At 61.5% G+C, this 24731-nt stretch carries 23 protein-coding genes; 13 read left to right on the forward strand and 10 right to left on the reverse strand.

Translation table 11 applies throughout. The features are described from left to right. Positions 1–52: 52 nt before the first annotated feature. Both ACP7E0_RS17655 and ACP7E0_RS17660 read left to right on the forward strand, forming a co-directional pair. Entirely contained in the window at positions 53–907 is an 855-nt protein-coding gene (locus ACP7E0_RS17655; RefSeq protein ID WP_426126407.1) for an NAD(P)H-binding protein, read from the forward strand. Next, positions 907–1389, forward strand: coding sequence for a DUF1772 domain-containing protein (locus ACP7E0_RS17660; protein WP_426126676.1), 483 nt, complete (start codon positions 907–909; stop codon positions 1387–1389). Before ACP7E0_RS17655 ends, ACP7E0_RS17660 begins: the two co-directional genes overlap by 1 nt. Before the next feature lie 3 nt (positions 1390–1392). Here ACP7E0_RS17660 and ACP7E0_RS17665 read toward each other — a convergent pair whose 3' ends face one another. Beyond that, positions 1393–2619, reverse strand: coding sequence for an ROK family transcriptional regulator (locus tag ACP7E0_RS17665; protein WP_426126408.1), 1227 nt, complete (start codon positions 2617–2619; stop codon positions 1393–1395). A 237-nt stretch (positions 2620–2856) separates the two neighbouring features. On the opposite strand from ACP7E0_RS17665, the gene ACP7E0_RS17670 reads away from it, so the two are divergent. From ACP7E0_RS17670 to ACP7E0_RS17695, 6 genes are all read left to right on the forward strand, one after another. Further along, positions 2857–4095 carry an extracellular solute-binding protein gene (locus ACP7E0_RS17670; protein WP_426126409.1) on the forward strand — a complete coding sequence of 413 codons (1239 nt, stop codon included), beginning with the start codon at positions 2857–2859 and terminating at the stop codon, positions 4093–4095. A gap of 118 nt (positions 4096–4213) precedes the next feature. Further along, positions 4214–5098: a carbohydrate ABC transporter permease gene (locus tag ACP7E0_RS17675; RefSeq protein ID WP_426126411.1), complete on the forward strand. Its 885-nt coding sequence runs from the start codon at positions 4214–4216 to the stop codon at positions 5096–5098. After that, the gene (locus ACP7E0_RS17680) at positions 5098–5943 is read left to right on the forward strand and encodes a carbohydrate ABC transporter permease (protein ID WP_113316151.1); all 846 of its coding nucleotides are present in this window, start codon (positions 5098–5100) and stop codon (positions 5941–5943) included. Before ACP7E0_RS17675 ends, ACP7E0_RS17680 begins: the two co-directional genes overlap by 1 nt. Further along, a complete protein-coding gene (locus tag ACP7E0_RS17685) occupies positions 5940–6962 on the forward strand; it encodes an SIS domain-containing protein (RefSeq protein WP_426126413.1) in 1023 nt (340 codons plus the stop codon). Before ACP7E0_RS17680 ends, ACP7E0_RS17685 begins: the two co-directional genes overlap by 4 nt. 1 nt (position 6963) lies before the next feature. Then, positions 6964–7899, forward strand: coding sequence for a PfkB family carbohydrate kinase (locus ACP7E0_RS17690; RefSeq protein WP_426126414.1), 936 nt, complete (start codon positions 6964–6966; stop codon positions 7897–7899). Next, positions 7896–8975: an ABC transporter ATP-binding protein gene (locus tag ACP7E0_RS17695; protein ID WP_426126416.1), complete on the forward strand. Its 1080-nt coding sequence runs from the start codon at positions 7896–7898 to the stop codon at positions 8973–8975. Before ACP7E0_RS17690 ends, ACP7E0_RS17695 begins: the two co-directional genes overlap by 4 nt. A gap of 26 nt (positions 8976–9001) precedes the next feature. Here the strand turns inward: ACP7E0_RS17695 and ACP7E0_RS17700 are convergent, their stop codons facing one another. The 5 genes from ACP7E0_RS17700 to ACP7E0_RS17720 all read right to left on the reverse strand — a co-directional run bounded on the left by ACP7E0_RS17700 (position 9002) and on the right by ACP7E0_RS17720 (position 14646). Then, the gene (locus ACP7E0_RS17700) at positions 9002–9667 is read right to left on the reverse strand and encodes an SDR family oxidoreductase (RefSeq protein ID WP_426126678.1); all 666 of its coding nucleotides are present in this window, start codon (positions 9665–9667) and stop codon (positions 9002–9004) included. Positions 9668–9683: 16 nt separating this feature from the next. Beyond that, a complete protein-coding gene (locus ACP7E0_RS17705; RefSeq protein WP_426126418.1) occupies positions 9684–11099 on the reverse strand; it encodes a GH1 family beta-glucosidase in 1416 nt (471 codons plus the stop codon). Further along, positions 11080–12729, reverse strand: coding sequence for an amino acid ABC transporter permease (locus ACP7E0_RS17710; RefSeq protein WP_426126420.1), 1650 nt, complete (start codon positions 12727–12729; stop codon positions 11080–11082). The genes ACP7E0_RS17705 and ACP7E0_RS17710 overlap by 20 nt, the downstream gene beginning before the upstream one ends. Before the next feature lie 76 nt (positions 12730–12805). Next, on the reverse strand, positions 12806–13525 hold the full coding sequence (locus ACP7E0_RS17715; protein ID WP_426126680.1) for a transporter substrate-binding domain-containing protein: 720 nt from the start codon (positions 13523–13525) through the stop codon (positions 12806–12808). 56 nt (positions 13526–13581) lie between these two features. After that, entirely contained in the window at positions 13582–14646 is a 1065-nt protein-coding gene (locus tag ACP7E0_RS17720) for a LacI family transcriptional regulator (RefSeq protein WP_426126422.1), read from the reverse strand. 228 nt (positions 14647–14874) lie between these two features. Here ACP7E0_RS17720 and ACP7E0_RS17725 point away from each other — a divergent pair, with 228 nt between their 5' ends. Together ACP7E0_RS17725 and ACP7E0_RS17730 are read left to right on the forward strand one after the other, a co-directional pair. Next, on the forward strand, positions 14875–15960 hold the full coding sequence (locus ACP7E0_RS17725; protein ID WP_426126424.1) for a glycosyltransferase family 4 protein: 1086 nt from the start codon (positions 14875–14877) through the stop codon (positions 15958–15960). Between the two features lie 7 nt (positions 15961–15967). After that, a complete protein-coding gene (locus ACP7E0_RS17730) occupies positions 15968–16711 on the forward strand; it encodes a polysaccharide deacetylase family protein (RefSeq protein ID WP_426126426.1) in 744 nt (247 codons plus the stop codon). A gap of 25 nt (positions 16712–16736) precedes the next feature. Here the strand turns inward: ACP7E0_RS17730 and ACP7E0_RS17735 are convergent, their stop codons facing one another. Then, complete coding sequence (locus tag ACP7E0_RS17735; RefSeq protein WP_426126428.1) at positions 16737–17567, reverse strand: MBL fold metallo-hydrolase; 831 nt, start codon at positions 17565–17567, stop codon at positions 16737–16739. A 229-nt stretch (positions 17568–17796) separates the two neighbouring features. Here ACP7E0_RS17735 and ACP7E0_RS17740 point away from each other — a divergent pair, with 229 nt between their 5' ends. Both ACP7E0_RS17740 and ACP7E0_RS17745 read left to right on the forward strand, forming a co-directional pair. Beyond that, positions 17797–19593: a metallophosphoesterase family protein gene (locus ACP7E0_RS17740; protein ID WP_426126430.1), complete on the forward strand. Its 1797-nt coding sequence runs from the start codon at positions 17797–17799 to the stop codon at positions 19591–19593. 262 nt (positions 19594–19855) lie between these two features. Next, positions 19856–20026 (forward strand): VOC family protein, encoded by a 171-nt coding sequence (locus ACP7E0_RS17745; protein WP_426126432.1) that lies wholly within the window; start codon positions 19856–19858, stop codon positions 20024–20026. Between the two features lie 62 nt (positions 20027–20088). On the opposite strand, the gene ACP7E0_RS17750 is transcribed toward ACP7E0_RS17745, so the two are convergent. The 3 genes from ACP7E0_RS17750 to ACP7E0_RS17760 form a co-directional block, all read right to left on the reverse strand. Next, positions 20089–20565 carry a cyclic nucleotide-binding domain-containing protein gene (locus ACP7E0_RS17750; RefSeq protein ID WP_426126682.1) on the reverse strand — a complete coding sequence of 159 codons (477 nt, stop codon included), beginning with the start codon at positions 20563–20565 and terminating at the stop codon, positions 20089–20091. 123 nt (positions 20566–20688) lie between these two features. Next, positions 20689–23406 carry an ABC transporter transmembrane domain-containing protein gene (locus tag ACP7E0_RS17755; RefSeq protein ID WP_426126434.1) on the reverse strand — a complete coding sequence of 906 codons (2718 nt, stop codon included), beginning with the start codon at positions 23404–23406 and terminating at the stop codon, positions 20689–20691. Between the two features lie 8 nt (positions 23407–23414). Further along, positions 23415–24014, reverse strand: coding sequence for a hypothetical protein (locus tag ACP7E0_RS17760; RefSeq protein WP_426126436.1), 600 nt, complete (start codon positions 24012–24014; stop codon positions 23415–23417). Positions 24015–24052: 38 nt separating this feature from the next. Here ACP7E0_RS17760 and ACP7E0_RS17765 point away from each other — a divergent pair, with 38 nt between their 5' ends. Next, entirely contained in the window at positions 24053–24730 is a 678-nt protein-coding gene (locus tag ACP7E0_RS17765) for a class I SAM-dependent methyltransferase (RefSeq protein ID WP_426126438.1), read from the forward strand. Position 24731: the final 1 nt, after the last annotated feature.

The following is a 24731-nucleotide window of genomic DNA, read 5'->3' on the forward strand; positions in this document are numbered from 1 at the left end:
ATCAAAATACGAGGGTTTATCACATTTAGCAAATGTGAGGATAGCTCATGTTTTGAGTATCAACGGGAGCGAGATGATGGGCAGCGAAACGATTTTGATCCTGGGCGGCAGTGGCAAGACCGGGCGCCGGGTGGCGGAACGCCTGATGGCAAAGGGAAAAGACGTGCGGCTTGCGTCGCGATCGACCGTTCCGGCGTTCGACTGGACGGATTCATCGGGCTGGGCCGCCGCGCTTGACGGTGTCGATGCCGCCTATGTCAGCTATCAGCCGGACCTTGCTGTGCCAGGTGCCGTCGAAGCAATTGGCACGCTCTGCCGGTTGGCAGCCGAAAAGGGCGTGAAGCACTTGGTCCTCCTGTCAGGGCGCGGAGAAGATGAAGCGCAGGCGGCAGAAGAGGCTTTGAAGCAGTGCGGCGTTGGCTACACCATCATCAGCGCCAGCTGGTTCTTCCAGAATTTCAGCGAGGCTTTCCTGCTCGACGGCATTCAGGCAGGCGAACTGATCCTGCCGGTCGGCGAGGTCAAGGAACCGTTCATCGATGCCGATGATATCGCCGATGTTGCCGTTGCCGCTTTGACGGAGCCGGGACATATGGGCAAGACCTATGAGGTGACCGGCCCGCGCCTGATAACATTCGGCGAGGCGGTGGCGGACATCGCCCGGCAGACGGCACGCGATATCCGCTTCACCACGGTCGATATCGGCGACTATGTGGCCCTGCTGGAAGAGGCGCAGATTCCGGCTGACTACATCTGGCTGATACGCTACCTCTTCACCAGCGTTCTGGATGGCCGCAACGAGAGCATGACGAATGGCGTTGCCCAGGCGCTCGGCCGCCAGCCGCGCGACTTTACCGATTTTGTCCGTGCCGCGGCGGCGACCGGTGTCTGGGAGGGGCCGAAATGATTGCCGCACTTTTCCCCTGGCTGATCTTTTCGGCCGCGATCGGGGCCGGGCTCAATGCGGGCCTGTTCTTCATCTTCTCGGTCTGCATTATGGCCGCGCTTGCGCGTTTGCCGGCCGAGCAGGGCATTGCCGCCATGCAGGCGATCAATGTGGTGATCCTCAATCCCTGGTTCCTGCTGGCCTTTATGGGAACGGCGGTTCTGGCGCTTGTCCTCGCCGCCGGCGGTTTCATCTATGGCGGGCCGGCGCGTTTCTATCTGATCGCCGGTGGGCTGCTCTTTCTCGGTGGCGTGATTCTGGTGACGATGATCGTCAACGTGCCGATGAACAACGCGCTCGAAGCATTGCAGGCGGGCAGCGAAGAAGCCGCCCGCCTGTGGTCATCGACCACTCTCGTTGATTGGGTCTGGTGGAACCATGTGCGGACACTGTCGTCGATCGGTGCATTGGGCTGCTTCGTCATGGCTTTTCGCGCGGCCTGAGCGTCAGCCCAGTGCATTCGCCCGTGTCTTCAGGATGGCTGAGAAACGCGGGTCGAAGGCGCGGCTGATCGGTTCGGCGGCTGCACCCAGCGCCACCGACCAGGGATCGGTCATGCCCAGCTGCAGGCGCGGTATCGATCGGCCCGGACGGTTGGCGTTGGATGGAAGCAGGGGATGGATGGCCTGCAGAAGCTTGCGGGTCAGCGCCTCCGGACCGGTGGAGCACAGGATGACGGTCTGCGGATCGAAGATCGTCTCGATGATCTGCACGCCCCAGCGCAATTCCTCGGCAGCAGCATCGATCCATGATGCCATGGCCGGATCGCCGGTATTGACCAGCATGTTCAGCCGCTCCGGCAGTCCGGGATCGGACGGGTCGGCGCCGAGATGCTGGTAGAGTGAGGCAAGCGACGCACGGTGTTCGAGCGACGTCTGGTCCGGGCGCCGCAGGGTGGGGGGCAGAAGTACCATGCCGATTTCACCGGCATTGCCGTTGGTGCCGGCATAGAGTTCGCCGTTCAGAATGAGGCCCGCGCCGATACCGAAACCGACATAGAGGCAGACGGCGTGGTCGATGCCGTGGGCAGCGCCGACCATGCGTTCGGCGGTGGCGCAGGCGGCAGCGTCGTTCTGTAGCGCCACTTCCAGTCCGGTACCGGCGGCCAGCGTTTCCAGCAGCGGAAAATTTTGCCAGGCGGCCATCATCCACTGATCGTCATTGTCGGTTGCAAGGCCGAACGGACCCGGCATAGCGACGCCGAGGCCGACGAGCCGCTTTTCGGCCTGTTCGGCGCTGCCGGCAAGTTCCGTGCGGACCTGTTCGATCAGGTCGAGAATGACTTTCGCGCCAGTGGCCGGGCCGCCCGGCGGCAGGTTTGCCTGGGCGCGCACCAGAACGGTGCCGACGAGATCCACCGCGATCGCCCTTGTGACATGCCGGTCGATCTGCAGGCCGATGGCAAAGGCGCCGTCCGGCACCAGCCGGTAGGGCGTCGAGGGCTGGCCGCGGCCGTTGCGTACGGCGGTCAGCGATACCACCAGTCCGTCCCGCTCCAGATCCTCGATAATGTTGGATACGGTCTGCTTGGTGAGCTTCGTTGCGCGGGCGAGATCGGCGCGCGACAATTGCCCGTTCAGCCGCAGCGCATCGATCATGACGCGGCGGTTATGGGCGCTGGTGCCCTCCTGATTGGTGCCGCTCTTGGCCCGGATCGGTCGCATCTCGTTCATCCCGCGAAATCCTCTTGACACCATTAGAATATTGAACAAGAATTAAGTCAAAGCAATTGACTTAATAAAAAGAGCCGCAGAGCTTTTAGGGAACAAACGGCATCACGGGATCAGTCCTAGTGGCCGCACAACACTTCGACAAGGCATGCCGGACGCCGCTTTTAAGCGGTTTCACGGAAAGGCACGTGTTTTAGCGGGCCGACGAGACGACTGTTGTTATCACTGGAGGGAAAAGACATGCTGAAATCCAAACGCAATGCGCTGATGGGGGCTGCCCTGGTCGGCGCCTTTTTTGCAACCAACGCCTATGCCGAAACGACGCTCAATGCGCTGTTCATGGCGCAGGCCGCCTACAGCGAAGCCGATGTCCGGGCCATGACCGATGCCTTTGCCAAGGCCAATCCGGACGTCAAGGTCAATCTGGAATTCGTGCCTTACGAAGGCCTGCACGACAAGACCGTTTTGGCGCAAGGGTCCGGCGGCGGCTACGATGTCGTGCTGTTCGACGTGATCTGGCCAGCCGAATATGCCAGCAACAAGGTTCTGGTCGACGTGTCCTCGCGCGTCACCGACGACATGAAGAAGAACGTGCTGCCGGGTGCATGGACGACGGTGCAGTATGACGGCGCCTATTACGGCATGCCGTGGATCCTCGATACGAAATACCTGTTCTACAACAAGGAAATCCTCGAAAAGGCCGGCATCAAGACGCCGCCGAAGACCTGGGATGAGCTTGCCGAGCAGGCCAAGGCCATCAAGGACAAGGGCCTTCTGGCCACCCCGATCGCCTGGAGCTGGTCGCAGGCGGAAGCGGCGGTTTGCGACTACACCACGCTGGTCAGTGCCTATGGCGGTGACTTCCTGAAGGATGGAAAGCCGAACTTCCAGACCGGTGGCGGCCTCGATGCGCTGAAATACATGGTGTCGAGCTATTCGTCGGGCATCTCCAACCCGAACTCCAAGGAATTCCTGGAGGAGGACGTCCGCAAGGTGTTTGAAAACGGTGAAGCCGCTTTCGCGCTGAACTGGACCTATATGTACAACCTCGCCAATACCGGCAAGGACAGCAAGGTGGCCGGCAAGGTCGGCGTCGTTCCGGCGCCGGGTGTTGCAGGCAAGAGCGAGGTTTCGGCCGTCAACGGCTCGATGGGCCTCGGCATTACCGCAACCAGCAAACATCCCGACGAGGCCTGGAAATACATCACATTCATGACCTCGCAGGCCGTGCAGAACCAGTATGCCAAGCTCAGCCTGCCGATCTGGGCGTCGTCCTATGAGGATGCGGCCGTCAGCAAGGATCAGGAAGAGCTGATCGCCGCTGCCAAGCTGTCGCTGGCTGCCATGTATCCGCGGCCGACGACGCCGAAATATCAGGAACTGTCCGTCGCGCTGCAGCAGGCCATTCAGGAAGCTCTGCTTGGCCAGACAAGTCCGGAGGATGCCCTGAAGACCGCCGCCGAGAATAGCGGTCTCTAAGACGCCGGGGTCCGCTCCCCCGTCTCGTATCCACCGATCTCCGGGCGGCACCCTCCCTGCCGCCCGGACCCTCGCATCCCCCCTTGCATCCCATAGTATTTTCAGGAAGAGTTGCCCCATGTCCGGGACATCGATGACCACACGTGCATGGCTGCTGATGCTACCGCTGCTCGCCGTCATGATCGCCGTCATCGGCTGGCCGCTCGCCGATACCGTCGGGCTTTCCTTCACCGATGCCAAGCTGGTCGGCACGGCCGGTAATTTTGTCGGCATCGACAATTACGTGAAGACGCTGACGAGTTCGAATTTCCAGCGCACGCTGACGACGACGACGATCTTTGCCGTCATCTCCGTCTTTGCTGAAATGGTTCTGGGCGTTCTGGCGGCCCTTCTGCTCAACCAGCAATTTTACGGCCGCACCGTGCTGCGCGGGCTGATGATCCTGCCCTGGGCATTGCCGACCGTGGTCAACGCCACGCTCTGGCGGCTGATCTATAATCCGGAATATGGCGCGCTGAACGCAGCGCTGACCCAGATCGGCATGCTTGATGCCTATCGTTCCTGGCTCGGTGAACCGGGCACGGCGCTGGCGTCGCTGATCATCGCCGACTGCTGGAAGAATTTTCCGCTGGTGGCGCTGATTGCGCTGGCTGCACTGCAGGCCGTACCGCGCGATATCACCGCCGCATCGCTGGTCGATGGTGCCGGACCCTTTGCCCGCTTCCGCTTCGTCATCCTGCCCTATCTTGCCGGTCCGCTGATCGTGGCGCTGGTGCTTCGAACCATTGAGGCGTTCAAGGTGTTTGACATCATCTGGGTGATGACACGCGGCGGCCCGGCCAATAGCACCCGCACGCTATCGGTCCTCGTTTATCAGGAAGCGTTTTCCTTCCAGCGAGCCGGATCGGGGGCGTCGCTGGCGCTGATCGTCACGCTTCTGGTGGCCGTTTTGGCGGCGGCCTATGCCGTGTTGGTGCGGCGGACGGCGGGGAGCACGGCATAATGGAACGCAAGAGTTTTCTGTTTTCCTTCTTCATCCATGCCTGCGCGCTTCTGCTCGCGGTCATCATCCTTGCGCCGGTTGCCTGGCTGTTCATCATGAGCATCTCGCCGGCTGCCGACCTGACGGCCAAGCCGCTGGTCTGGTGGCCGCAGACGGTCGATTTCTCACGCTATGGCATTTTGCTTTCCAGCGTCGAAAACAGTGCTGGTGCGGCCTTTGTCGCATCGCTGGTGAACAGCATCCTCGTTGCCGGCATGGCGACTATCGCCGCCCTGGTGCTTGCCATTCCGGCCGCCTGGGCCGTGTCGCGCACGCCGTCCGTCGGCTGGTCGCTCTACATGGTGATTGCCACCTACATGCTGCCGCCGGTGGCGCTGGCGGTGCCGCTCTATTTCGGGCTTGCGCATCTCGGCCTGCTCAATAGCGTCTTCGGGCTGGCGCTGGTCTATCTGACCATCCTTGCGCCATTTACCACCTGGCTGATGAAATCCGGCTTCGATGCCATTCCGAAGGAGATCGAGGCGGCGGCGATGATGGATGGGGCAGGGCTGTTTGCCACCCTGCGGATCATCACCTTGCCGCTCGCAGCCCCTGTGATGGCAACGTCGGCGCTGTTTGCCTTCCTGCTGGCCTGGGACGAATTCTTCTACGCGCTGCTGTTCACCTCTGACCTGCGCGCCAAGACACTGACCGTTGCCATCGCCGATCTCGCCGGTGGCCGCGTTTCCGATTACGGACTGATCGCAACCGCGGGCGTGCTTGCCGCCCTGCCGCCCGTGGTGATTGGTCTTGTCATGCAACGCGCCCTGATTTCCGGGCTCACCAGCGGTGGCGTCAAGGGATGACCATGACCTCAAACGATAATCGTCCGTCCGGGCTTCAAGCGATCGACCGCGAAATGGCAAGGCAGAATGCCGATGCGATTGCTTCCTTTGAGAGCGCGGGCGAGAGAGCCAAGGCGATCGCCGCATCGTTGCGGGAAACCGGTGGCTTGCTTTTGCTCGGCATGGGCGGGTCGCATGCGGTCAATCGCGCTGTCGAGCCGCTTTATCGGGCGCTTGGGATAGAGGCGATCGCCGTGACGTTGTCCGAGCAGCTCGGCATGCCGCTTGCGATCGAAGGCCGCACCGTTTTGATTACCTCGCAATCTGGCGAGAGTGCCGAGGTTTTGCGCTGGTTTTCGGAAACCGGCGGGTCCGAGGATACGTTCGGCCTGACGCTGGAGGGGACATCTTTTCTGGCCAAGGCAACGCCTTGCCTTGTCGGAAGCGGCGGCACCGAACTCGCCTTTGCCGCGACGCGCAGCCTGACGGTGAGTTTCGCGCTGCATCTGGCGGTGCTCTCGGCGCTTGGCGAGGATCCGGCACCGGCGCTGGCCGTGCTCTCGGCGCTTGCGACCAATGATATTACCGCAGCACTTGCCGCGTTTGAAACCGTCGCGACCGTGGTGACTTCCGGCCGCCGTCTGCAGGGGCTGGCGGAAGCGCTGGCATTGGGGTTGACCGAGCTTTCGCGCTATCCCTGCTTTTCGCTGGAGGGTGGGCAGCTTCGGCATGGCCCGATGGAAATGCTGGGTCCGAAGGTTGGTGTCGTACTGTTTCGCGGTGAAGACGCGACCGCCGATCTGGTGACGGCTATGGCCGTCTCGGCGGTGGAGACCGGGGCTCCGGTCATCGTGTTCGATGCGTCCGGTCAACAGCCGGTGGAGGGGACGACAACGCTCAGCTTTGCGCCGGCAACGGGGCTTGCAGCCATCTTTTCGATGCTGCCGGTAGCCCAGCGTTTTATGATTGCCTTTGCCGAAGCCCGCGTCGACAACGCTGGAACGCCGGTGCGTTCCACCAAGATCACCCGGAGTGAATGACATGCGTCCGCTTGCCGTGATCGGAAACGTCAATGTCGACCTGATCCTCGGGCCGGCGGAGCCCTGGCCAAAGGCGGGCACCGAGATCATCGTCGATCATGACGAATTGCGGGTCGGCGGCTCGGCTGGCAATGCAGCACTGGCCTGGAAGGCGCTCGGGGTCGATTTCGATATCGCTGCCAACACCGGCACAGACGAGTTCGGCCGCTGGCTGCGCGAGGCCTTTGGCCGTCAGGCGGAAAAGTGGCTGATCCGGCCGGAGGGGACGACGCTTTCGGTCGGCATCACCCATCCCGACGGCGAGCGGACATTCTTCACGACGCGCGGACACCTGCCGCGATTTTCGCTCGATTGCGTCTTGGCGGCCCTCGACGGCGCCCGGCTATCCGGCGGCTACGCGCTGCTCTGCGGCTCATTCCTCACCGACGATCTGACCGCGGATTACCCCTCTCTGTTCGACTGGGCCGACACGCATAAAATTACGCTGGCACTCGATACCGGCTGGCCGCTCGATGGCTGGACGGAGGCAAACCGGCAGGCAACGCGCGGCTGGCTTTCGCGCTGCGGCTGCGCGCTGTTGAATGAGGTGGAATCGACGACGTTGTCCGGCCTTGCCGACCCCACGGAGGCCGCCCGCGAACTCAGGCGTCATATGCCGAAGGATGCCATCGTCGTGGTCAAGCGCGGCCCGGACGGTGCCTTGGCGATCGGCGCCGATGGCGCGCTGGTGTCCGCTGCGGCGCCGAGCGTTGAGGTTGTCGATACCATTGGGGCCGGCGATGTCTTCAATGCGGCTTTCTTGGTCGCGCTTGCCGAAGGCCAGCCGCTGCAGGACTGTTTGCAGGCCGGAACTGCTGTCGCCTCGCGCGCTATTTCCACGCTTCCCCGCAACTATGGTGGCCCTTTGGCGACTGCTACCGGAGAGACCGCATCATGAGCGCGCTCGAAATCGAGAATATCCGCAAGACCTATGGCGCGCTGGAAACCCTGAAGGGCATCGATATCTCGCTGGAAAGCGGCGAGTTTCTGGTGCTGCTCGGGTCATCGGGTTGTGGCAAGTCGACCTTGCTCAACATTATCGCCGGTCTGGCCGAGGCATCGGGCGGCGATATCCGGATCGGCGGCCGTTCGATCCTCGGTGTGCATCCGAAGGACCGCGACATCGCCATGGTGTTCCAGTCCTATGCGCTCTACCCGAACCTCTCGGTCCATCGCAATATCGGTTTCGGGCTGGAGATGCGCAAGGTCCCAGTGGCTGAGCGGGAAAAGGCGGTGCAGGAAACGGCCAAGCTGCTGCAGATAGAAAATCTGCTGGATCGCAAGCCCGGCCAGCTTTCCGGCGGCCAGCGCCAGCGCGTGGCAATCGGCCGGGCGCTGGTGCGCAAGCCGCAGGTCTTCCTGTTCGACGAACCGCTTTCGAACCTCGACGCCAAGCTGCGCATGGAAACCCGCACCGAGCTGAAGCGGCTGCACCAGATGCTCGGCACCACGATTGTTTACGTCACCCATGACCAGATCGAGGCGATGACGCTGGCGACACGGATCGCGGTGATGCGCAACGGCCGGATCGAACAGCTTGGCACGCCGGAGGAGGTCTATGACCATCCGGCGACGCTCTACGTTGCAGGTTTCGTCGGCTCACCGCCGATGAACGTGCTGGATGGTGTGGTCACAGGCGAAGGCGTGCAACTCGACGGATCAGGTGCCATCATCGCCTTGCCGGCGCGGCTCAAAAATGCAGCACCAGCGGGACGGCGGGTCAAGCTCGGTGTGCGCCCGGAAGCGCTTCAGCTCACGGGGACCGCGACCCAAACTCCGGTGCTTGAGGTCGAGATCGAGGTTGTCGAACTGACCGGCCCGGAACTGGTGGTAACAGGCCGGGTCAGCGGACAGCGGGTGACCGCCTGCCTGCCACCGCGCCCCAAGCTGACGGTCGGTATGAAACAGGCTTTCGGCTTTGACGACGATGCCTTGCATCTGTTCGACGCGCAGACCGAACTGGCACTCGGCTGAGCGGGACTACCGGGCAGCGCCAAGCCTCACCAGGAAACGGTTCGCCCATCGAAAGCGCGGAAGCTGCCGCTATCGGCCAAGGTGGCACTATCGATGATTCTACGCAATCCGGCAGCGCTTTCTGCGACGGGCACCACCGCCTCATCGCCGCCCATGTCGGTTTTCACCCATCCCGGATGCAGTGACAGCACGGCGATGCCATCGGCGCGCAGGTCCTGGGCGAGCTTGGCGGTCGCCATGTTCAGGGCCGCCTTCGAGCAGCGATAGGCATAGTCCCCATCGTCGTCATCCAGCGTGCCCTCGGCGATCGAACCGGCGCGGCTGCTGATATTGGCAACGATTTTTTGGCTGCCGGACAAAAGATTGGACAGCAACGCGCGCGTCACGAGCAATGGGCCGAGTGTGTTGATGCGCATGACATCGAGAAAATCGTCCGTGGCCAGCATCTGCAGCCCGCCGGTATCGCCGCGGATACCGGCATTGTTGATCAGCACGTCGATCGCCACGCCGTTCAGGCGGCGCGCCAGATCCAGGATGGAGATCGGGTGGGCAACGTCGAGCGTTTCCACCACGGTACCGTCTTCAGCCGCCGGTGTACCGGCGCGGCCGCAGGCGATCACGCGCCAGCCGTCCGCTGCATATTGCTGTGCCATCGCGCGGCCGAGGCCACGCGATGCACCGGTGATCAGCACCGTTGACTGAATGCCTTCAGCGGCCAAGGCCAGCGCTCCTTGCCGGTTCGGAATGGCTCTGCGACGCAATCTGGCCGTAGATTTTGCCGGAATACTTGATCGTCCGTACCTGCGTTTCAAAATCGATATGGGTGATGCCGAATGGCGTCGTGTAGCCATAGGCCCATTCGAAATTGTCGGTCAGCGTCCAGGCAAAATAGCCCTTGACCGGAACACCTTCGCCGGCGGCCTTGGCGACCTGTTCGAGATGATCGACATAATAGATGGCGCGCAGGTCGTCCCAGACATGGCCGTCCGCCGAGACGGTTTCGGGGGCAGTGGCAACGCCGTTTTCGGAAATGTAGATCTCCTTCGGCGCATAGTTTTCATGCACATAGTGCAGGATATCGTAGATGCAGCGCGGCCAGATCTCGTAATTCACCTCGGAATAGGTGCCTTCCGGCTGGATACGCTGGAAATTCAGCGGGGCGAGTTCCGTACCTTCGGCCATCACCGAGCGGCGGTAGATGTTGACGCCGAGATAATCGACTGGTGCCGCGATGATGGCGTTGTCTTGCGGGTGGATCGGCGGCAAGAGGTCGCCGTAGAGGTCGAGCATGTCCTGCGGATAACTGCCTTTGAAGACGGCATCGAGGAACCAGCGGTTTTGGGCGCCATCGAAGCGTTTAGCCGCTGCGACGTCGCGTGGATCGGCGGTTGCGGGCTCTGTCACGTTGAGATCGAAGACGATGCCGACGGCGGCATCCGGCACCTCGGTGCGGATGACCGGAACGGCGAGGCCATGCGCCAGAAGGGCATGATGGCTGGCGGTGACGCCGCCCTTGGTGCCGTCATTGAGGCCCGGCGCGTCTTCGCCGCTTGCATGGCCTGACCAGCAGAATGTCCAGGGCTCGTTGAGCGTCGTCCATTTCTTGACGCGGTCGCCGAAAGCGCGGGTGGCCACAGCGGCATATTCGGCGAAATGTTGCGCCGTCTCGCGGTTGTACCAGCCGCCGCGCTCCTGCAGCACTTGGGGCAGGTCCCAGTGATAGAGCGTTGCATAGGGCTCGATACCAGCTGTGAGCAGATCGTCGATCAGGCGGTCGTAGAAGGCGATGCCCTTCTGGTTGGCTGCGCCGGTTCCGTCAGGGATCAGCCGCGCCCAGGCAAAGGAAAACCGGTAGGCACCGAGCCCCATGGCCTTCAGCACAGCGATGTCTTCGCCCCAGCGATGGTAGTGATCGCAGGCGATATCGCCGCTCGTGGCGTCGGTGATGACGCCGGGCACCTTGCAGAACCGGTCCCAGATGCTCTCACCCTTGCCGTCGGCTGCCGGTGCACCCTCGATCTGGTAGGCGGAGGTGGCGGCACCGAAGACGAAGCCTTTCGGGAAGACCAGGCCACTGGCGCGGGCTTCGAGGACTTTGCGGGTGTTATCGATGTTTGACGTCATATTTTCTCTCGATAGTGTTGACGAGGCTCGCCGCGGCAAGCGTCAGGACGATGTAGAAGATGGCAGCGGAGTTGTAGGGAGCGAACGGCAGGAAGCTTGCCGACTGGAACTCGCGCATGCGCTGGGTGATATCGCGGATCGACAGGATGGACAGGAGCGAGGTGTCCTTGAGAATGGCGATCAGCTCGTTGCCGAGCGGCGGGATGATGATCCGGAAGGCCTGCGGAAGGACGACAAGGCGGGCCGCCTGCCAGCGGGTGAGGCCGATGCTGTAGGCGGCTTCGACCTGGCCTGCCGGAATGGCGTTGATGCCGGAGCGGAAGATTTCGGCGAGATAGGCCGAATAGGCAACCGCCATGGCGAAGATACCGCGCACCAGGTTTGGCGGGTCGATGACGCCCTGCGTCGCATCCTTCAGCGCGCCGCTGAGCGGCAGGCCGACATAGAGCACGATCACCAGCATCGGGATGCCGCGAATGGTATCGACGATGAACTCCGAGCCGATCGCCAGCGGATGCCGGCGGTGCAGATAACCGCCGAAGGTGAGCAGCCCGAGGATGATCGCCAGCACAGCCATGGTGATGCCGGCCGAGCGGTCACGGTCGTTCAGTGTCTCGATCTGCCAAAGAACTGGCCAGCCTGCCGGAACCGATGCTGCAGGCATCAGGGCGGCGCTGACATCCTCCTTCTTTTCAAGGGCGGCGATCGCCTCCGCCGGGCCAAGGAAGGTTCTGACCGGCGTTTCTGTCGTCGGCCCGCCCGGATATTGGCCATAGCGGACAGCGCCGATCAGAGACGACGGTGTGTTGCTGATGATCGCCACCTTGCCGCTGAGCGTGCCGGTCAGCACGTAGCTATCGCGCGGCTGCAGCAGGAACCAGCCCGATGCGATGGCCAGGAGAAGCGTCGCTGTCGCGAAATACAGGCCGGTGCGCTTTGCATAATGCAGCTGCAGCAACCCGACCCAGATCAGCCCCATGATGGCAGCCAGGACATAAGCCGCAAGTGCCGCGCGGATGGTGGTGGCAACACCTGCGGCAAAGGCGATATGGGCAAAGAAGAAGACGAAGAGGGCGCCCGCGCCGTTGGTCAGGCCAAGGATCCAGCGGCCGGCGCGGCGCAGGCGGTTGTCTGGAGCGGCCCGAAGCGTGGCGAGAAAGATGCCAAGGCCGATGAGTGTCAGTCCGAGATAGGCGGGATAGAGCACGGCTTCGACGCCGCGCACCATGAGATCGGCAGCCTCCGTCAGCTGCCGGGGCGTGATGCCCTTGGCAACGAGGGTAGAGGTGAAGGAATCCACACCATTGGCGACGATCGATGCAGCGAAGGGGTGGACGGCACCGCTGGTGACGATCGTCATGGCGGCCGCCAGATTGAGGGCAGCGGCTGACAGCGCCAGTTGTGGCCGGTTTGCCTTGGCGCGCGAGAAGACCAGCAGGGCGATGCCGGAGGAAAAGGCGATTGCCAGTGCCAGAAAGCCGGGCACGAAGGCGGACGAGCCGTTTTCGACGCCGAGGATGGCGCGGAGCGAGCGCTGGTAGTCTGCCGAGGACGTGAACAGATAGATGATGAAGGGCAGCGCGGTCAGAATGATGAGATTGCTGGGCCGCACGCGTTTCAGGAATGACATTCATTCCTCCGCAGGAGTGGGAACATTTGGAAAGCGGTTCCCGGAGCGCTGGAGCGCTCCGGGGGCATCGTCAGGCCTACTTGAGGCCCCAGTATTTGCCGATCAGCTGGTCGAGCGTGCCGTCGTCCTTGATCGCCTTCAGACCTTCGTTGAAGGCGGCGATGTTGGCGTCGTCCTTGCGGAAGACGAGGCCGAGCGGATCAGATTGCAGATCCTTGATGGCAACGACCAGCTCGCCGGCGAATTCGCGCTCATAGGCAGCCGCATTGGCGCCGTTGATGACGACGCCATCGACATCCTTGTTCTTCAGCGCGATGACAGAAGCCGAGAAGCTGTCATAGGCGCTGACGTTTTCCTTGCCGACGATGCCTTCGGCAACCTGGGCATCCGTCGTATTGGCCTGTGCCGAGAGCTTCTTGCCCTGCGACTTGAAGTCATCAAGCGAAATGCCCTGGTCGGCAACGCGCATCAGCACGGCCTGGCTGTTGACGATATAAGGATTGGAGAAGTCCATCGCCTTCTTGCGCTCGTCGGTGATCGAGACGCCGGAAGCGACGAGGTCGAAGCTGCCCTGGTCGAGGGCGGCGAAGATGCCGTCCCAGCCGGTGGTGACGAATTCAGCCTGGCAGTTGATCTTGGCGCAGATGGCGTTGACCACATCGACATCGAAGCCGACGATCTGGCCGCTGGCCGGATCGACGCTTTCCATCGGCGGCGAGGTGGTGTCGGAGCCGACCTTCAACAGCTTGCCGCCGAGATCGGCAGCGTGCGATGCGCCGGTTGCAAGCGCAGCCATGGCAAGGGTAATCAAAAATGTCTTCACGTTCGTTCTCCTCCGTTTTTGAATGGGTTTCAGGCCGGGCGCGCGCCGAGATTGTCGGGCTGCCTTTCGATCAGCGTTGGCCTGAAAACCTGCTTCAGCGCCTGCGGATCTCCTCCCGCCATGCGCTGCAACAGGAATTCTCCGAGCGTCCTCCCGAGGACTTCGATGGGTTGGTAGAAAGTGGTGATCGGCGGGGTGAAATAGGCACTGACATTGATATCGTCATAGGCGATGACATCGATATCGGTTCCCACCTGCCGCCCGAGGCTGCCAAGCCCCGACAGGACGCCGAGCGTCGTGGATTCGTTGATGCAGATGAAGGCAGTTGGCGGTTCTGCCCGCTGCAACAGTTCAAGGGCACTTTCGCGGCCAAAGCGGGTGGAGAGGTCACCCTCGGCAATCAGATCGATGGGCGTCTCAAGCCCGGCGTCCCCGAACGCGCGGGTAAAACCGTCGATCCTGTCCATGGCGTAGGAGAGGGGGCGTTGCGGGTTGACCAGCGCAATGCGGCGATGGCCGCCGGCAATCAGCCGCTCCGTTGCGGCAAAGGCTGCCCATTCGTTGTCGATATCGACGTGCGCATAGACCAGCGGCTTGCGGCAGCGGCCGAGCGAGACGAAGGGAAAGCCGCTTTCGACCAGCAGATCAATGCGCGGATCGTCGGCCAGGATGCCCGAAAAGATGATGCCGTCGGCAAGGCCCTGGTCCATGATCCGGCGCGCCACGTCGCAGCCATCCTGGGTGTCGCGAATGACATGCACGGATATGCGGTAGTCGGAACCTTCCAGAGCCTGGCTGATGCCGCTCAGAATCTGGGTGTATTCGACGCCGTCCCATTCGTAATCGCGCACCGCCGTGACCGGCATCAACACAGCCGCCTGATAGGTCTTGCCGGTTCTCAGCGCCATGCCGCGGGCATTGGCCTGGTAGCCGATGTCCTGTGCCGCCTTGAAGATCGCGTCTTTTGTCGCCTGGGCGACGACCGGAGAGTCCCTGAGGGCTTTGGAGATGGTGGCGATGGAATAGCCGGTGAGATCGGCCAGCGTCTTGATGGTCGGTGGCGTGCGGCGCACTGATGCTTCAGTTTCTGCCATGCCTGCCTCCCAGCTTGATGACCTTGTGAGGGACTCGTATCAAACAATAAAAACGTTTTCAATGGAAATAAAAACGTTTTTATTGTGCAATGCACAGTGATAGGCGGCTTGGCATTTGTGGGAAGGGAGGGCTCGGGCGATGGGCCGTGCAAAACTCTGGCCCGGTTGAAAAATCGACGCTGCGGGGCTGGTTCCCAAGGACGGTGCTATGTTCTAGAAACGCATCTGATGAAGATCGCTTTCTATAGCCCGCTCAAATCCCCCAACCATCCCGTTCCCTCCGGCGACCGGCTGATGGCGCGTCTGCTGATGGCGGCGCTTGTGCGGGCGGGGCATCAGGTGGAGATCGCTTCAGAGTTGCGGGCTTTCCTGCCGGATGCCTCGGCGGATGCGATCGCGGTACGGGCTGCGGCGATGGACGCGGAGCGGGCGCGGATTTCGGCGCTGTGGCGAGAGCGCGGCGTGCCGGATCTGTGGTTTTGCTACCATCCCTATTACAAGGCGCCCGATCTGCTTGGCCCGGCGCTCGCTAGCGAATTTGGCTTGGGCTATGTCACGGCGGAAGCGTCCTATTCAGCACGGCGCAACAAAGGGCTTTGGGCGGACATGCAGCAGCATGTGCTGGATGCCGTGCAGCAGGCTTGGGTGAATATTTGCCTGACGCGCCGGGATTTTGACGGGCTTGCGGCGGCGGCGCCCGAGGCGCACCTGGCCTTGCTGCCACCTTTCATCGAACCGGCCTTGTTTCTCGAAAGAGAGCCGCGGCCTGAACCCGGGCGACTGATCACCGTGGCGATGATGCGGTCCGGCGACAAGATGGACAGCTATGTCATGCTGGCCGCTGCCCTGTCGCGGCTGATACATCTGCCGTGGCAATTGTCGGTGGTCGGTGATGGCCCGCGTGCTGACGATGTTCGTGCCTTGTTTGCCGGGTTCGAGGAGGACCGGATCATCTGGCATGGCGAACAGCCGGGAACCGAGATCGCCGGGCTTCTGTCGCGCTCTGCGCTCTATGTCTGGCCGGGCTGCGGCGAGGCCTATGGGCTTGCCTATCTCGAGGCGCAGGCCGCCGGTCTGCCCGTCGTCGCGCAAGAGATCGCCGGGGTGCCGGAGGTGGTGATGCATGGACAGACCGGCCTTTTGACGCCGCCGGGAGATGTCGATGCCTACGCACAGGCGATCGAACGGCTCTTGACGGATGGTGCCGACCGGATGACGCTTGCCCGTGCGGCAAGGTCCTTTGTGGGTGAGGAGCGCTCGCTCGACCCGGCGGCAGTGCGGTTAAGTGCGATTCTCAACGAATACATACGGTAGGCACGACATGAGGGATGAATTCAAAGCAACGATTATCGTGGAGTTGGACCGCTGGCAGCAGACGGGCAAGGTCGCGCAATTCTGGCTGCGGGATGATGACGCTATCGAGCCGACCGCGGCCCTCGACCGGTTGCTGGATGTATCAGCAGCTTTTTCCGTGCCGCTGACTTTGGCGGTTGTTCCGGTGCGTACGGGCGCAGCGCTGGTCGAAAGGCTGCGGCGGGAGTCATTATGTTCCGTCGCCGTGCATGGCTGGTCGCACCGGAATTATGCAGGCCCTGATGATAAGAAGCAGGAGCTTGGCCGGCATCGCCCGGCGGCTGAGGTTCTCGATGAGTTGAAGCGGGGCTTCGATCATCTTGCCGAACTGCACGGCGAACGGTTCGTGCCGATGCTGGTGCCGCCGTGGAACCGGATCGACGCTTCCCTTATTCCGCAGCTCGACGGGCTCGGCTATCGGGCGCTCTCGGTCTATGGCCCCGAAAAACCGGCTGCGTTGCCGCTGGTCAATGCGCATGTGGACGTGATGGACTGGCATGGAACGCGGGGCGGCCGTGATCCGCAGGCGCTGGCCGTCGAGATCGCCGCGCGCTTGAGGTTCATGTTCGATCATGGCGGGGCGATGGGGCTTTTGACCCATCATCTGGTTCATGACGAAGCCGTCTGGGATTTCATGGCGGCGCTGTTTACGGTGACGGCGGATCATCCCGCCTGCCGCTGGACCCCGGTTGCGGATATCCTGCGAAAATAGCAAACGTCAATCTTGTAAAGTCGTCTCAGAGATCGATCACCTGACCGTCGCGGGCGGTGATGGCGCCGGCGAAATCCTGTTCGGCGAGCCTCTGGATTTCGTCGAGTTCGCTGTCGGTGCGCAGCGGCGAATGATGGATGAAGGCGACCCGCTTGGCCTTTGCCGTCTTGGCAAGCCGGATGGCCTGCTGCCAGGAGGAATGGCCATAGCCGACATGGCGATGCATTTCATCGTCGGTATACATGCAATCGTAGAGGAAGAGATCGGCGCCATCGATCAGGTCCAGCACGGCGGGATCGAGCGTGCCGGGCTTATGTTCAGTATCAGTGACGAGCGCTACAGCCCGGCCACCCCATTCGACGCGGTAACCGATCGCGCCACCCGGATGGTTGAGGCTGCCGGTCCTGATCGTGACGCCGGGATAGGGGACCAGCACGTCGCCGGAGCGGAAGTCACGACAGTTGATGCAGGCGCGGCAGATATCCGGTTCGACAGGGAACCACGGCGGGCGCATGAACTCGCCGATCATCTGGCGGGTGGACATGCGTCCGGCCAAGTGCCCGGACCACAGGGTCACCGATGCATGCGGATCAAACAGGGCCGGCAGATAGGGCAGGCCGACAATATGGTCGTAGTGGCAGTGGGTGAAGAACAGATTGAAATCGGAGACACCCTCGGATTTCAATGCCTGGCCGGCGGGCATCAATCCAGAGCCCGCGTCAAACAATAGCCTATGAGGACCGCATTGCATCTCGATGCAGATGGTGTTGCCGCCATAGCTCTGGAATTCGGCACCCGAGACCGGGAGGCTGCCGCGCACTCCCCATAACCGCACCCGAAACACGTTTTCGTTCACTCTCTCGCCTCAGTCACGAAAAGCTATTTTGCCTTTCCGTCTGCAACTGTCCCATTTAATTCTTAAGGTCGTCTTTTTACCGGGGCTGATTAACCAAGCCTCATTTCCGCCATGTTAGCCAAACTGCCTGGGTTAAGCGAGACATCAATTCGCTTTTTCTTTCCATATGTGCCAGAGACGACAGGAAACGAATCCGGTTTGAACGCGCAGACGGAAAATACTGAAAGAAATGCCGCCTCTAGAGCATCCGCGCATTGCCGTTATCGCCGATGCGCATTTCCACGATCTATACGCCGATTATGGCTTTTCCGGCATCCTGCAGGGCGATCGCCGGCTGACGTTCAGGCTGCTGGCCGATACCGCGCGATCCACCCGCGTCTTCAACGAAAGCTATTTCGCATTCCACCACGCGCTCGATGATATCGCCGAAAGCGGCATCCGTCATGTGGTGCTGCTTGGCGATTATTCCGATGACGGACAGGTGGAAACCGTCAAGGGTGTGAAGCGGGTGCTTGACCAATACGCGGCCCGGTTCGGCATGCGGTTTTATGCCACCGTCGGCAATCACGATATTTTCGGGGCCGGCGGCCGCCACCGCGCCAAGCGCTTCCTCAACGAGCATGGTGGCTACAGCATCCTCAGCAGCGATCCGCATATGCGCGACCGTGGCGCCCATGCCGTCATCGCCAGTGATCGGATGTATTGCCAGGGTTATCCGGACGGGCTGGATGCCATGGCGGATTTCGGATTTTATCCGCGCGCCGGCGACCTCCACTGGGAAACGCCGTTTGGCACCGATGGCGATCCGGCAGCGCGGCTCTATGAGGTTCATTCGCCGGATGGAAAAACCACGCGCCGGCTGATGGACGCGTCCTATCTGGTTGAACCCTTTCCCGGCGTCTGGCTGCTGATGATCGACGCCAATGTTTTCGTTCCCAACGATGGGGTGACACCCGGCGTAGAGGGCGATCTTGCCGACAGCACCAGTGCCGGTTGGAACGCGATGCTGGTTCACAAGCGGTTCGTTCTCGACTGGATGGCGGATGTTTCCCGGCGCGCGCGGCTAGAAGGCAAATGCCTGCTGGCGTTTTCGCACTATCCCGTTCTCGATCCGCTCGATGCCACGGTCGAGGACGAGGTGGCGCTGCTTGGCCGGACAGGCATGGCGGAGCGCATTCCGCAGGCCGATGTTGCCGAGGCGCTGATCTCTGCGGGCATCGATATCCATTTCAGCGGGCACCTGCATGTCAACGACACGGCGCAGTACCGCAGCGGCGACCGTTTTGTGACCAATGTCGCCATGCCGTCGCTGGTTGCCTTTCCCGGCGCCTACAAGGTGCTGACGATCGGTGATGAGCGGATCGATATCGAGACGGTCGGGATCGAGGTGATGCCGATCGACGACGATTTGCGGCAGGCGTATCGGCTGGAAGCCGTGCCGTCGCGCCTGGAAGCAGGCGGCATGCTCGAGGTTGATGACTACGGCGGTTTTCTGTTCGAGCATCTCGGCCATCTGGTCGGACGGCGTTACCTCAAGCGGGAATGGCCGAAAGATATCGCGGCGATGATCCGCGCTCTTGATCTTGCCGATCTGGCGGGGCTGGCGCTGATCGAAGAACCGGTGGCCGCTGCGGACGCGATGGCTGCAATCGCCGCCGCCCGCAACGATCCGGGATTGCAGCAGCGGCTTACGGACGCCGGGCTTGATAGTGCAGGGCTCGCGGGCATCTCCGCGATGGCGTTTCTGGCCGACTGGTACCGGCTGCGGATGGGCAGCGAACTGGCGTTCGACTGGATCCCGCCGGGGCGGGTGGCGCTGTACCGGGGGGTTGGGCAGTTGTTTGCGAATGGCGATTGGAGCGATGCCGGCTCCGCGCAGGCGCGGTTCGCGCTGATCTTCGGGATGTTCGAAAAATACGCAGATGGTCTGCCGTCAGGCAATTTCCGCATCGGCCGAACGACGGGAACGATCGTTTCGACGGACATGATGGCGGATGCTCCGATGGAAGGGCCGAGGAGCAGTTGAGATCACGGACCTGTACCGGCCCCTTTCCATTCTCTATGATGATCGAAGCTGCGGACATCAGTGGCGATGGAGGGACCGCAATGGCGGTTACAGGGATAGGTGGCTTTTTCTTCCGGGCGCGCGATCCGGCCGCGTTGTCAGAGTGGTATCGCACGCATCTGGGAATCGGCGGGGTGCCGGAGCTTTGGCACCAGGCGGCGGGGCCAACCGTGTTTGAACCTTTCGCAAAGGACACCGACTTTTCGCGCCTGAAAAATCCTGGATGCTCAACCTGCGCGTCGACGATCTCAATGGAATGATTGCCTCTTTTCACGCCGCTGGCGTGGATGTCATAACGAAGGCTGAATGGGACAGCGGCGGGATCGGGCGGTTTGCCCGTATCCATGATCCCGAAGGCAATGCGATCGAACTGTGGGAGCCTCCCGCAGGGTGAAGAGGTCGGTTGCCTGCTATTGCGGGCTCGAACCTGCGACAACCCGCTTAGAAGGCAGGTGCTCAGTGCAGGTCCGGATCGACGTCCTTGCGTTCGCGGCTGCGGGCTTCGGACAGTTCGCTTGTCGTGTGGCTGAGGCGGTCGGCCAGCACCCGCATGATCTCGATTGTGATTTCTGGAAAGTCGGTGAGCAGCTTGAGGAAGTGTTCCTTGCGGATGCGCAGGGCTTCCAGCGGCGTCGTCGTCTGCACCGTGGCGGTTCGCGACACGTCGCAGAGGATGGCGATCTCGCCGACGATGGAGTTGGTTTCGACTTCGGCGATCTTGATCGGGCCGGTCGAGGAAGCAACCAGGATATCCGCCTTGCCGGCCAAGACGACATAGGCCGCGTCGCCAGCGTCCCCCTGGTGGAAGATGGCTTCGCCCGGATCGTAGCTGACACGGTCGGACGTGAACGCGAGAAGCTTCAGCTTGCCCGGTTCGACATTCGAAAACAGCGGCACGCGCCGCAGCATTTGAACTTCATCCTTCAGAAGCATAATCGTGCCCATTCCCCATTTTCCTCCTCCCGCATCATCCACTGGTGATGGTCACCAATACTGTCATCGGGAAGATTGCCCCTGCCTGCATCCCCGTCGCACGCATGGACTTCTCCACTGACATTATGATGACACAAGCTCTTTAAAGATACCGTTATTCTCGACCAGTGCCGCATGTGTGCCTTCCTCCACAAGCAAGCCCCTGTCGAAGACAAGCACACGGTCGAACAGGCTTGCGAGGCCGGTATTGGACAGGACCCAGACCACTGCCGGATCGCGTCCATCCCTGCGCACGAGTTTCAGCACATCGCGGACGATCTCGTCCTGCAAGCGATGGTCGAGGCCAGGCAGCGGCCTGTTGAAGATATAATATTCCGAACGCCGGATCAGGGCGCGTGCCAGGTTGAGTTTCTGGCGCTGCACCGCCGTCAAGCGCTTGCCGCCGGCACCGAGATTGAAATCAAGCCCGATATCGATGACCCGCTCGAGCAGGCCGAGCGAATTCAGCAGCGAGGTAACGATGGAGCGAATGCGCTTGGATCCGTCGGTATGCTTGTGGCTGATGCGGCCAAACAGAATGTTGTCCATCAGGCTTGCCGACGCCAGATAGTGTTCCGGGTCGTAGCGCTCGATATCGCCACGCATGTTGTCCGGCAGCCCGTCATGGAACTGGCGGCGGACATCGACGATCTTGGCCATCAGTTCGTCGGTCAAAAGACCGAAACGATGCCGCGGCTCGATATAGCGGAAACTCAGGCGAATGATCTGTCCGCGGTCATCTTCCGATGCCGCGTCAAATCCCTTGCCCTTCAGCTTCTGCAGCAGCAGCTGGTAATCGGGAATGTCATCTGCCGTCATGAAGGTCAGTTGCTGGAAGAACGGATGATCCGGCGGCAGATCGGCGAACAGTTCGACCGCGTTCTCCGCGATGCTGTAACCCATGTCGAACAGGATGCGATCGAGACCGGAGCGACCGACGACGGATCGGAAATAGGCATTCTTGCCGATGGCCTTGCCGATCAGCGCCGGCCCGGTTGCCGTGCCGAACAACAGGTTTTCGCCGACCGTCGCCTCGGTATTGTAGGCACCCGGCTCGAACGAAACGACGAGGCTGCTAAGGCCCGCTTCTTCCAATTCCTCGCGAAGGGCGTGACGCATCTCCACGATGCCCTCGGTCAGACCCGGATACTCGTTCGGAGACACGGTGCTGCGCAGGGCAAGATCGAGAATGTCCTTCGACAATTGAACCGTATCGAGCACCGAGAGAACCGGCGCGAAGAGATCGTCGCTGTTCGTCGCATTGGCAGCGTCGTAGTCGATCCAGTCACTGTTGACGTCAAAGTCCGGGTTTCCGGCCAGTTTCGCCTCGTTGATTTGCCATTTGCGATGCGTGGCACCGCTGCCCTCATACACGGCATCCTTCAGCGGCGCATGTTTGAGGCCGTAAAGCAGGTTGTCCCGCAGGCTGCCGTAGAAGAAGTAGGCGTCGGAGGAAACATAGGAGATGGCACGTCCGGTCACCGATTCCGGCAGCTCCAGAAGATCGTCGCCGCCTGCCGTTACCTTGCCGCTCTCCGGCCATGTGAGGCGTGCAAATGCTTCCGCCAGCATGTCGCCGCCGCCGGCAGCGCCGCCGACGATGGCAACGGTCTCGCCGGGATGGATCTGCACCGACACGCGCTCCAGAAGCTTGGCACCGCTATCGTCGGCAAGCGACAGATTGACCGCAGCCAAGGGATGTTTCAGCGACCCCGCGTTCTTGATGGCGATCGCCTGGATGGCCGGGTCGATGGTGTTGTCGACGCTGAACTGCTCGACCACCTGGACATATTTCACCTGGACGTCCTGGCGGGTCTGGTCCCAGTCGATCAGGTCCTTCAGCGGGCCGGGCAAGTCCTTGTAGGCGCTGATCACGGCGATCAGCTGACCGATATCTAGACGTCCCTGCAGCGCCAGATAACCGCCGATGCAATAGAACAGGAAGGGGGTTAACTGGGCGAGGAAGTTGTTGATGAACTTGACCAGGAATTTCCACTGGTAAAGGTCGTAGCGGATCTTGAAGATGCGGCCGAGGCGGGAGGCGATATCGGCGCGCTCAAAGTTGGAGGTGTCATAGGCGTGGATCGTGCCGATGCCATCGACGATCTCGCTGACCCGGCCGGCCAGTTCGCGGGCGGTGATCTGGCGTTCGCGGCCGAGCACCAGCAGGCGCCGGCGCATGCGCGGAATGATGATTGCCTGGACACCGACCATGACGGCGGCGATCAGGCCGAGCCAGGTATTCTGCATGAAGATGAAGAATAGCGCCGTCAAGGCCTGCCCGCCGAGCAGCGCCGGCTGGACGAAAGCATCACCGGTGAAGCCGCCGAGAGGCTCGACCTCATCCTTGACCATGCTGGAGACTTCCGCGCCCTTCATGCGCTTGAACTGGCCGGGCGGGAAACGCAGGATCCGGTCGACGAGTTCGAAGCGGATGCGGCGCAACAGGCGCTCTCCGAGCCGGCCCTTGTAGGTGTTGATATAGAACTTGAAGAGGCCGTTGATGATCACCAGCAGCAGGAAAACCATGCTGAGCGCAAACAGGGTCTGCATGCGGGTCAGATCAACCCCGTCAAACAGCGTCACGGTTCCGAGCCATGGCAGGTCGAAACTGATGTTCATGAAGGTTTGGGTGGCGCCCGGCTGGTCGAACCCCTGGCCCTGGATCGGCCCATTGACGATCTGCTTGGGCAGGTCGAACGACAGGAAATAGGGGATCATCGAGACGGCGACAACCAGGAGGATCCAGAGCTGCTGGCCTCTCGTGTGCGTCCAGATGTAGCGGGCTATGCTTTTTTCCATGGGGAGATTCAACTGGCCGTGTAGCGGGTGTCAAGGACGTAGAAGCGCCGGGCAGCGTAGGGCGTGCCGGCGATCTCCGGGTCGTGCAGATGAAGATCGAACTGTCCACGGATCGTCACGGCCGGACGGCTGACGATATGCGGGACCTGGGAGGCGGCGCGTTCGAGTTCCGGTGCGTATTCGATCACGACGGTTTTGGCGTTCTCGATCAGCGAAAACAGCAGGTCGCCGAGTGGATCCTTGCGGCCGAAGGGTTTCAGCGAATAGCCGAGCAGAACGAGCCCGTAGCTTCCAGGCTGATAATGATAGTCGATCTGCTGGAACTTGGCTGCGATATGCCGCACATGGCATTGCTGTCCGTTCAGCTCATTTGCCTCATAGGCCTCGGTTTTTGGATCGACGGAGGTGACCGATAGCGGATGGTGGGTCAGATAAGGGGTGATTGGCCGGATATGGCCACCGATTTCCAGGATGTGCGGGCAGTCGCGCATGAAGTGGGCGGCAAAGACCTGCCGCATGGTTGCCCCCAACCCTGCCAGATGCGGTATGTCCTTTCCCGCCTCCATGGGCGGGGAGCCGGAGGCGGCATCCTTCAGGTTGACTTGCATTCCTTGCACTCCAGAAAAGTCCAGACTACAACACGCGCATGACGAAAACCACCCGAGCAAACGAAGCAAACACAACAGATTGGCACGAGAGTGCCTTCGATATCATCCGCGGTCTGTCCGCCTATACGGGAAGCTCTCTGATAGAAGGCCTTGCGAAAGTGATCGCCAAATATCCGGATGCGGACCTCGGCACGGCCTTCAACCACAAGCAGGTTGGAAGCAAGATATGGGCACGCGAAAAGCTGTTTGAAAGCCTTGGCGGAAAATTTAGACACATCGTCCTGCTCGGCGGCTGGTACGGCGTGCTTCCGGCCATGTGTTTCGATGACAGCCGCTTCGACATCGAACTGTTCGAGAGCATCGACATCGACCCTGAGGTCGCAGAAATCGCCAAAACGCTGAATGCCAAGGCCGGCGACCATTTTCGTACGGTGACGCAGGATATGTATGCGCTGGATTACATCACCCGCGGTGCCGATCTCCTCATCAACACCAGCTGCGAGCACATTGCCGATCTGCCGGGATGGCTTTCGCTGTTGCCGCGCGGGACACAGGTTCTGCTGCAGTCGAACGATTATTTCGCCGAGCCGACCCACATCAACTGCGTGCCGTCGCTGGAAGCCTTCAAGGAGCAGACATCGCTCAGCCATCTTGCTTTTGCCGGATCGCTGAAGATGAAGAAATACACCCGTTTCATGGTGATCGGCACGGTTTGAC

Origin of the sequence: Pararhizobium sp. PWRC1-1, from assembly GCF_049897905.1 — a bacterium.
Taxonomy (GTDB): Bacteria; Pseudomonadota; Alphaproteobacteria; order Rhizobiales; family Rhizobiaceae; genus Pararhizobium.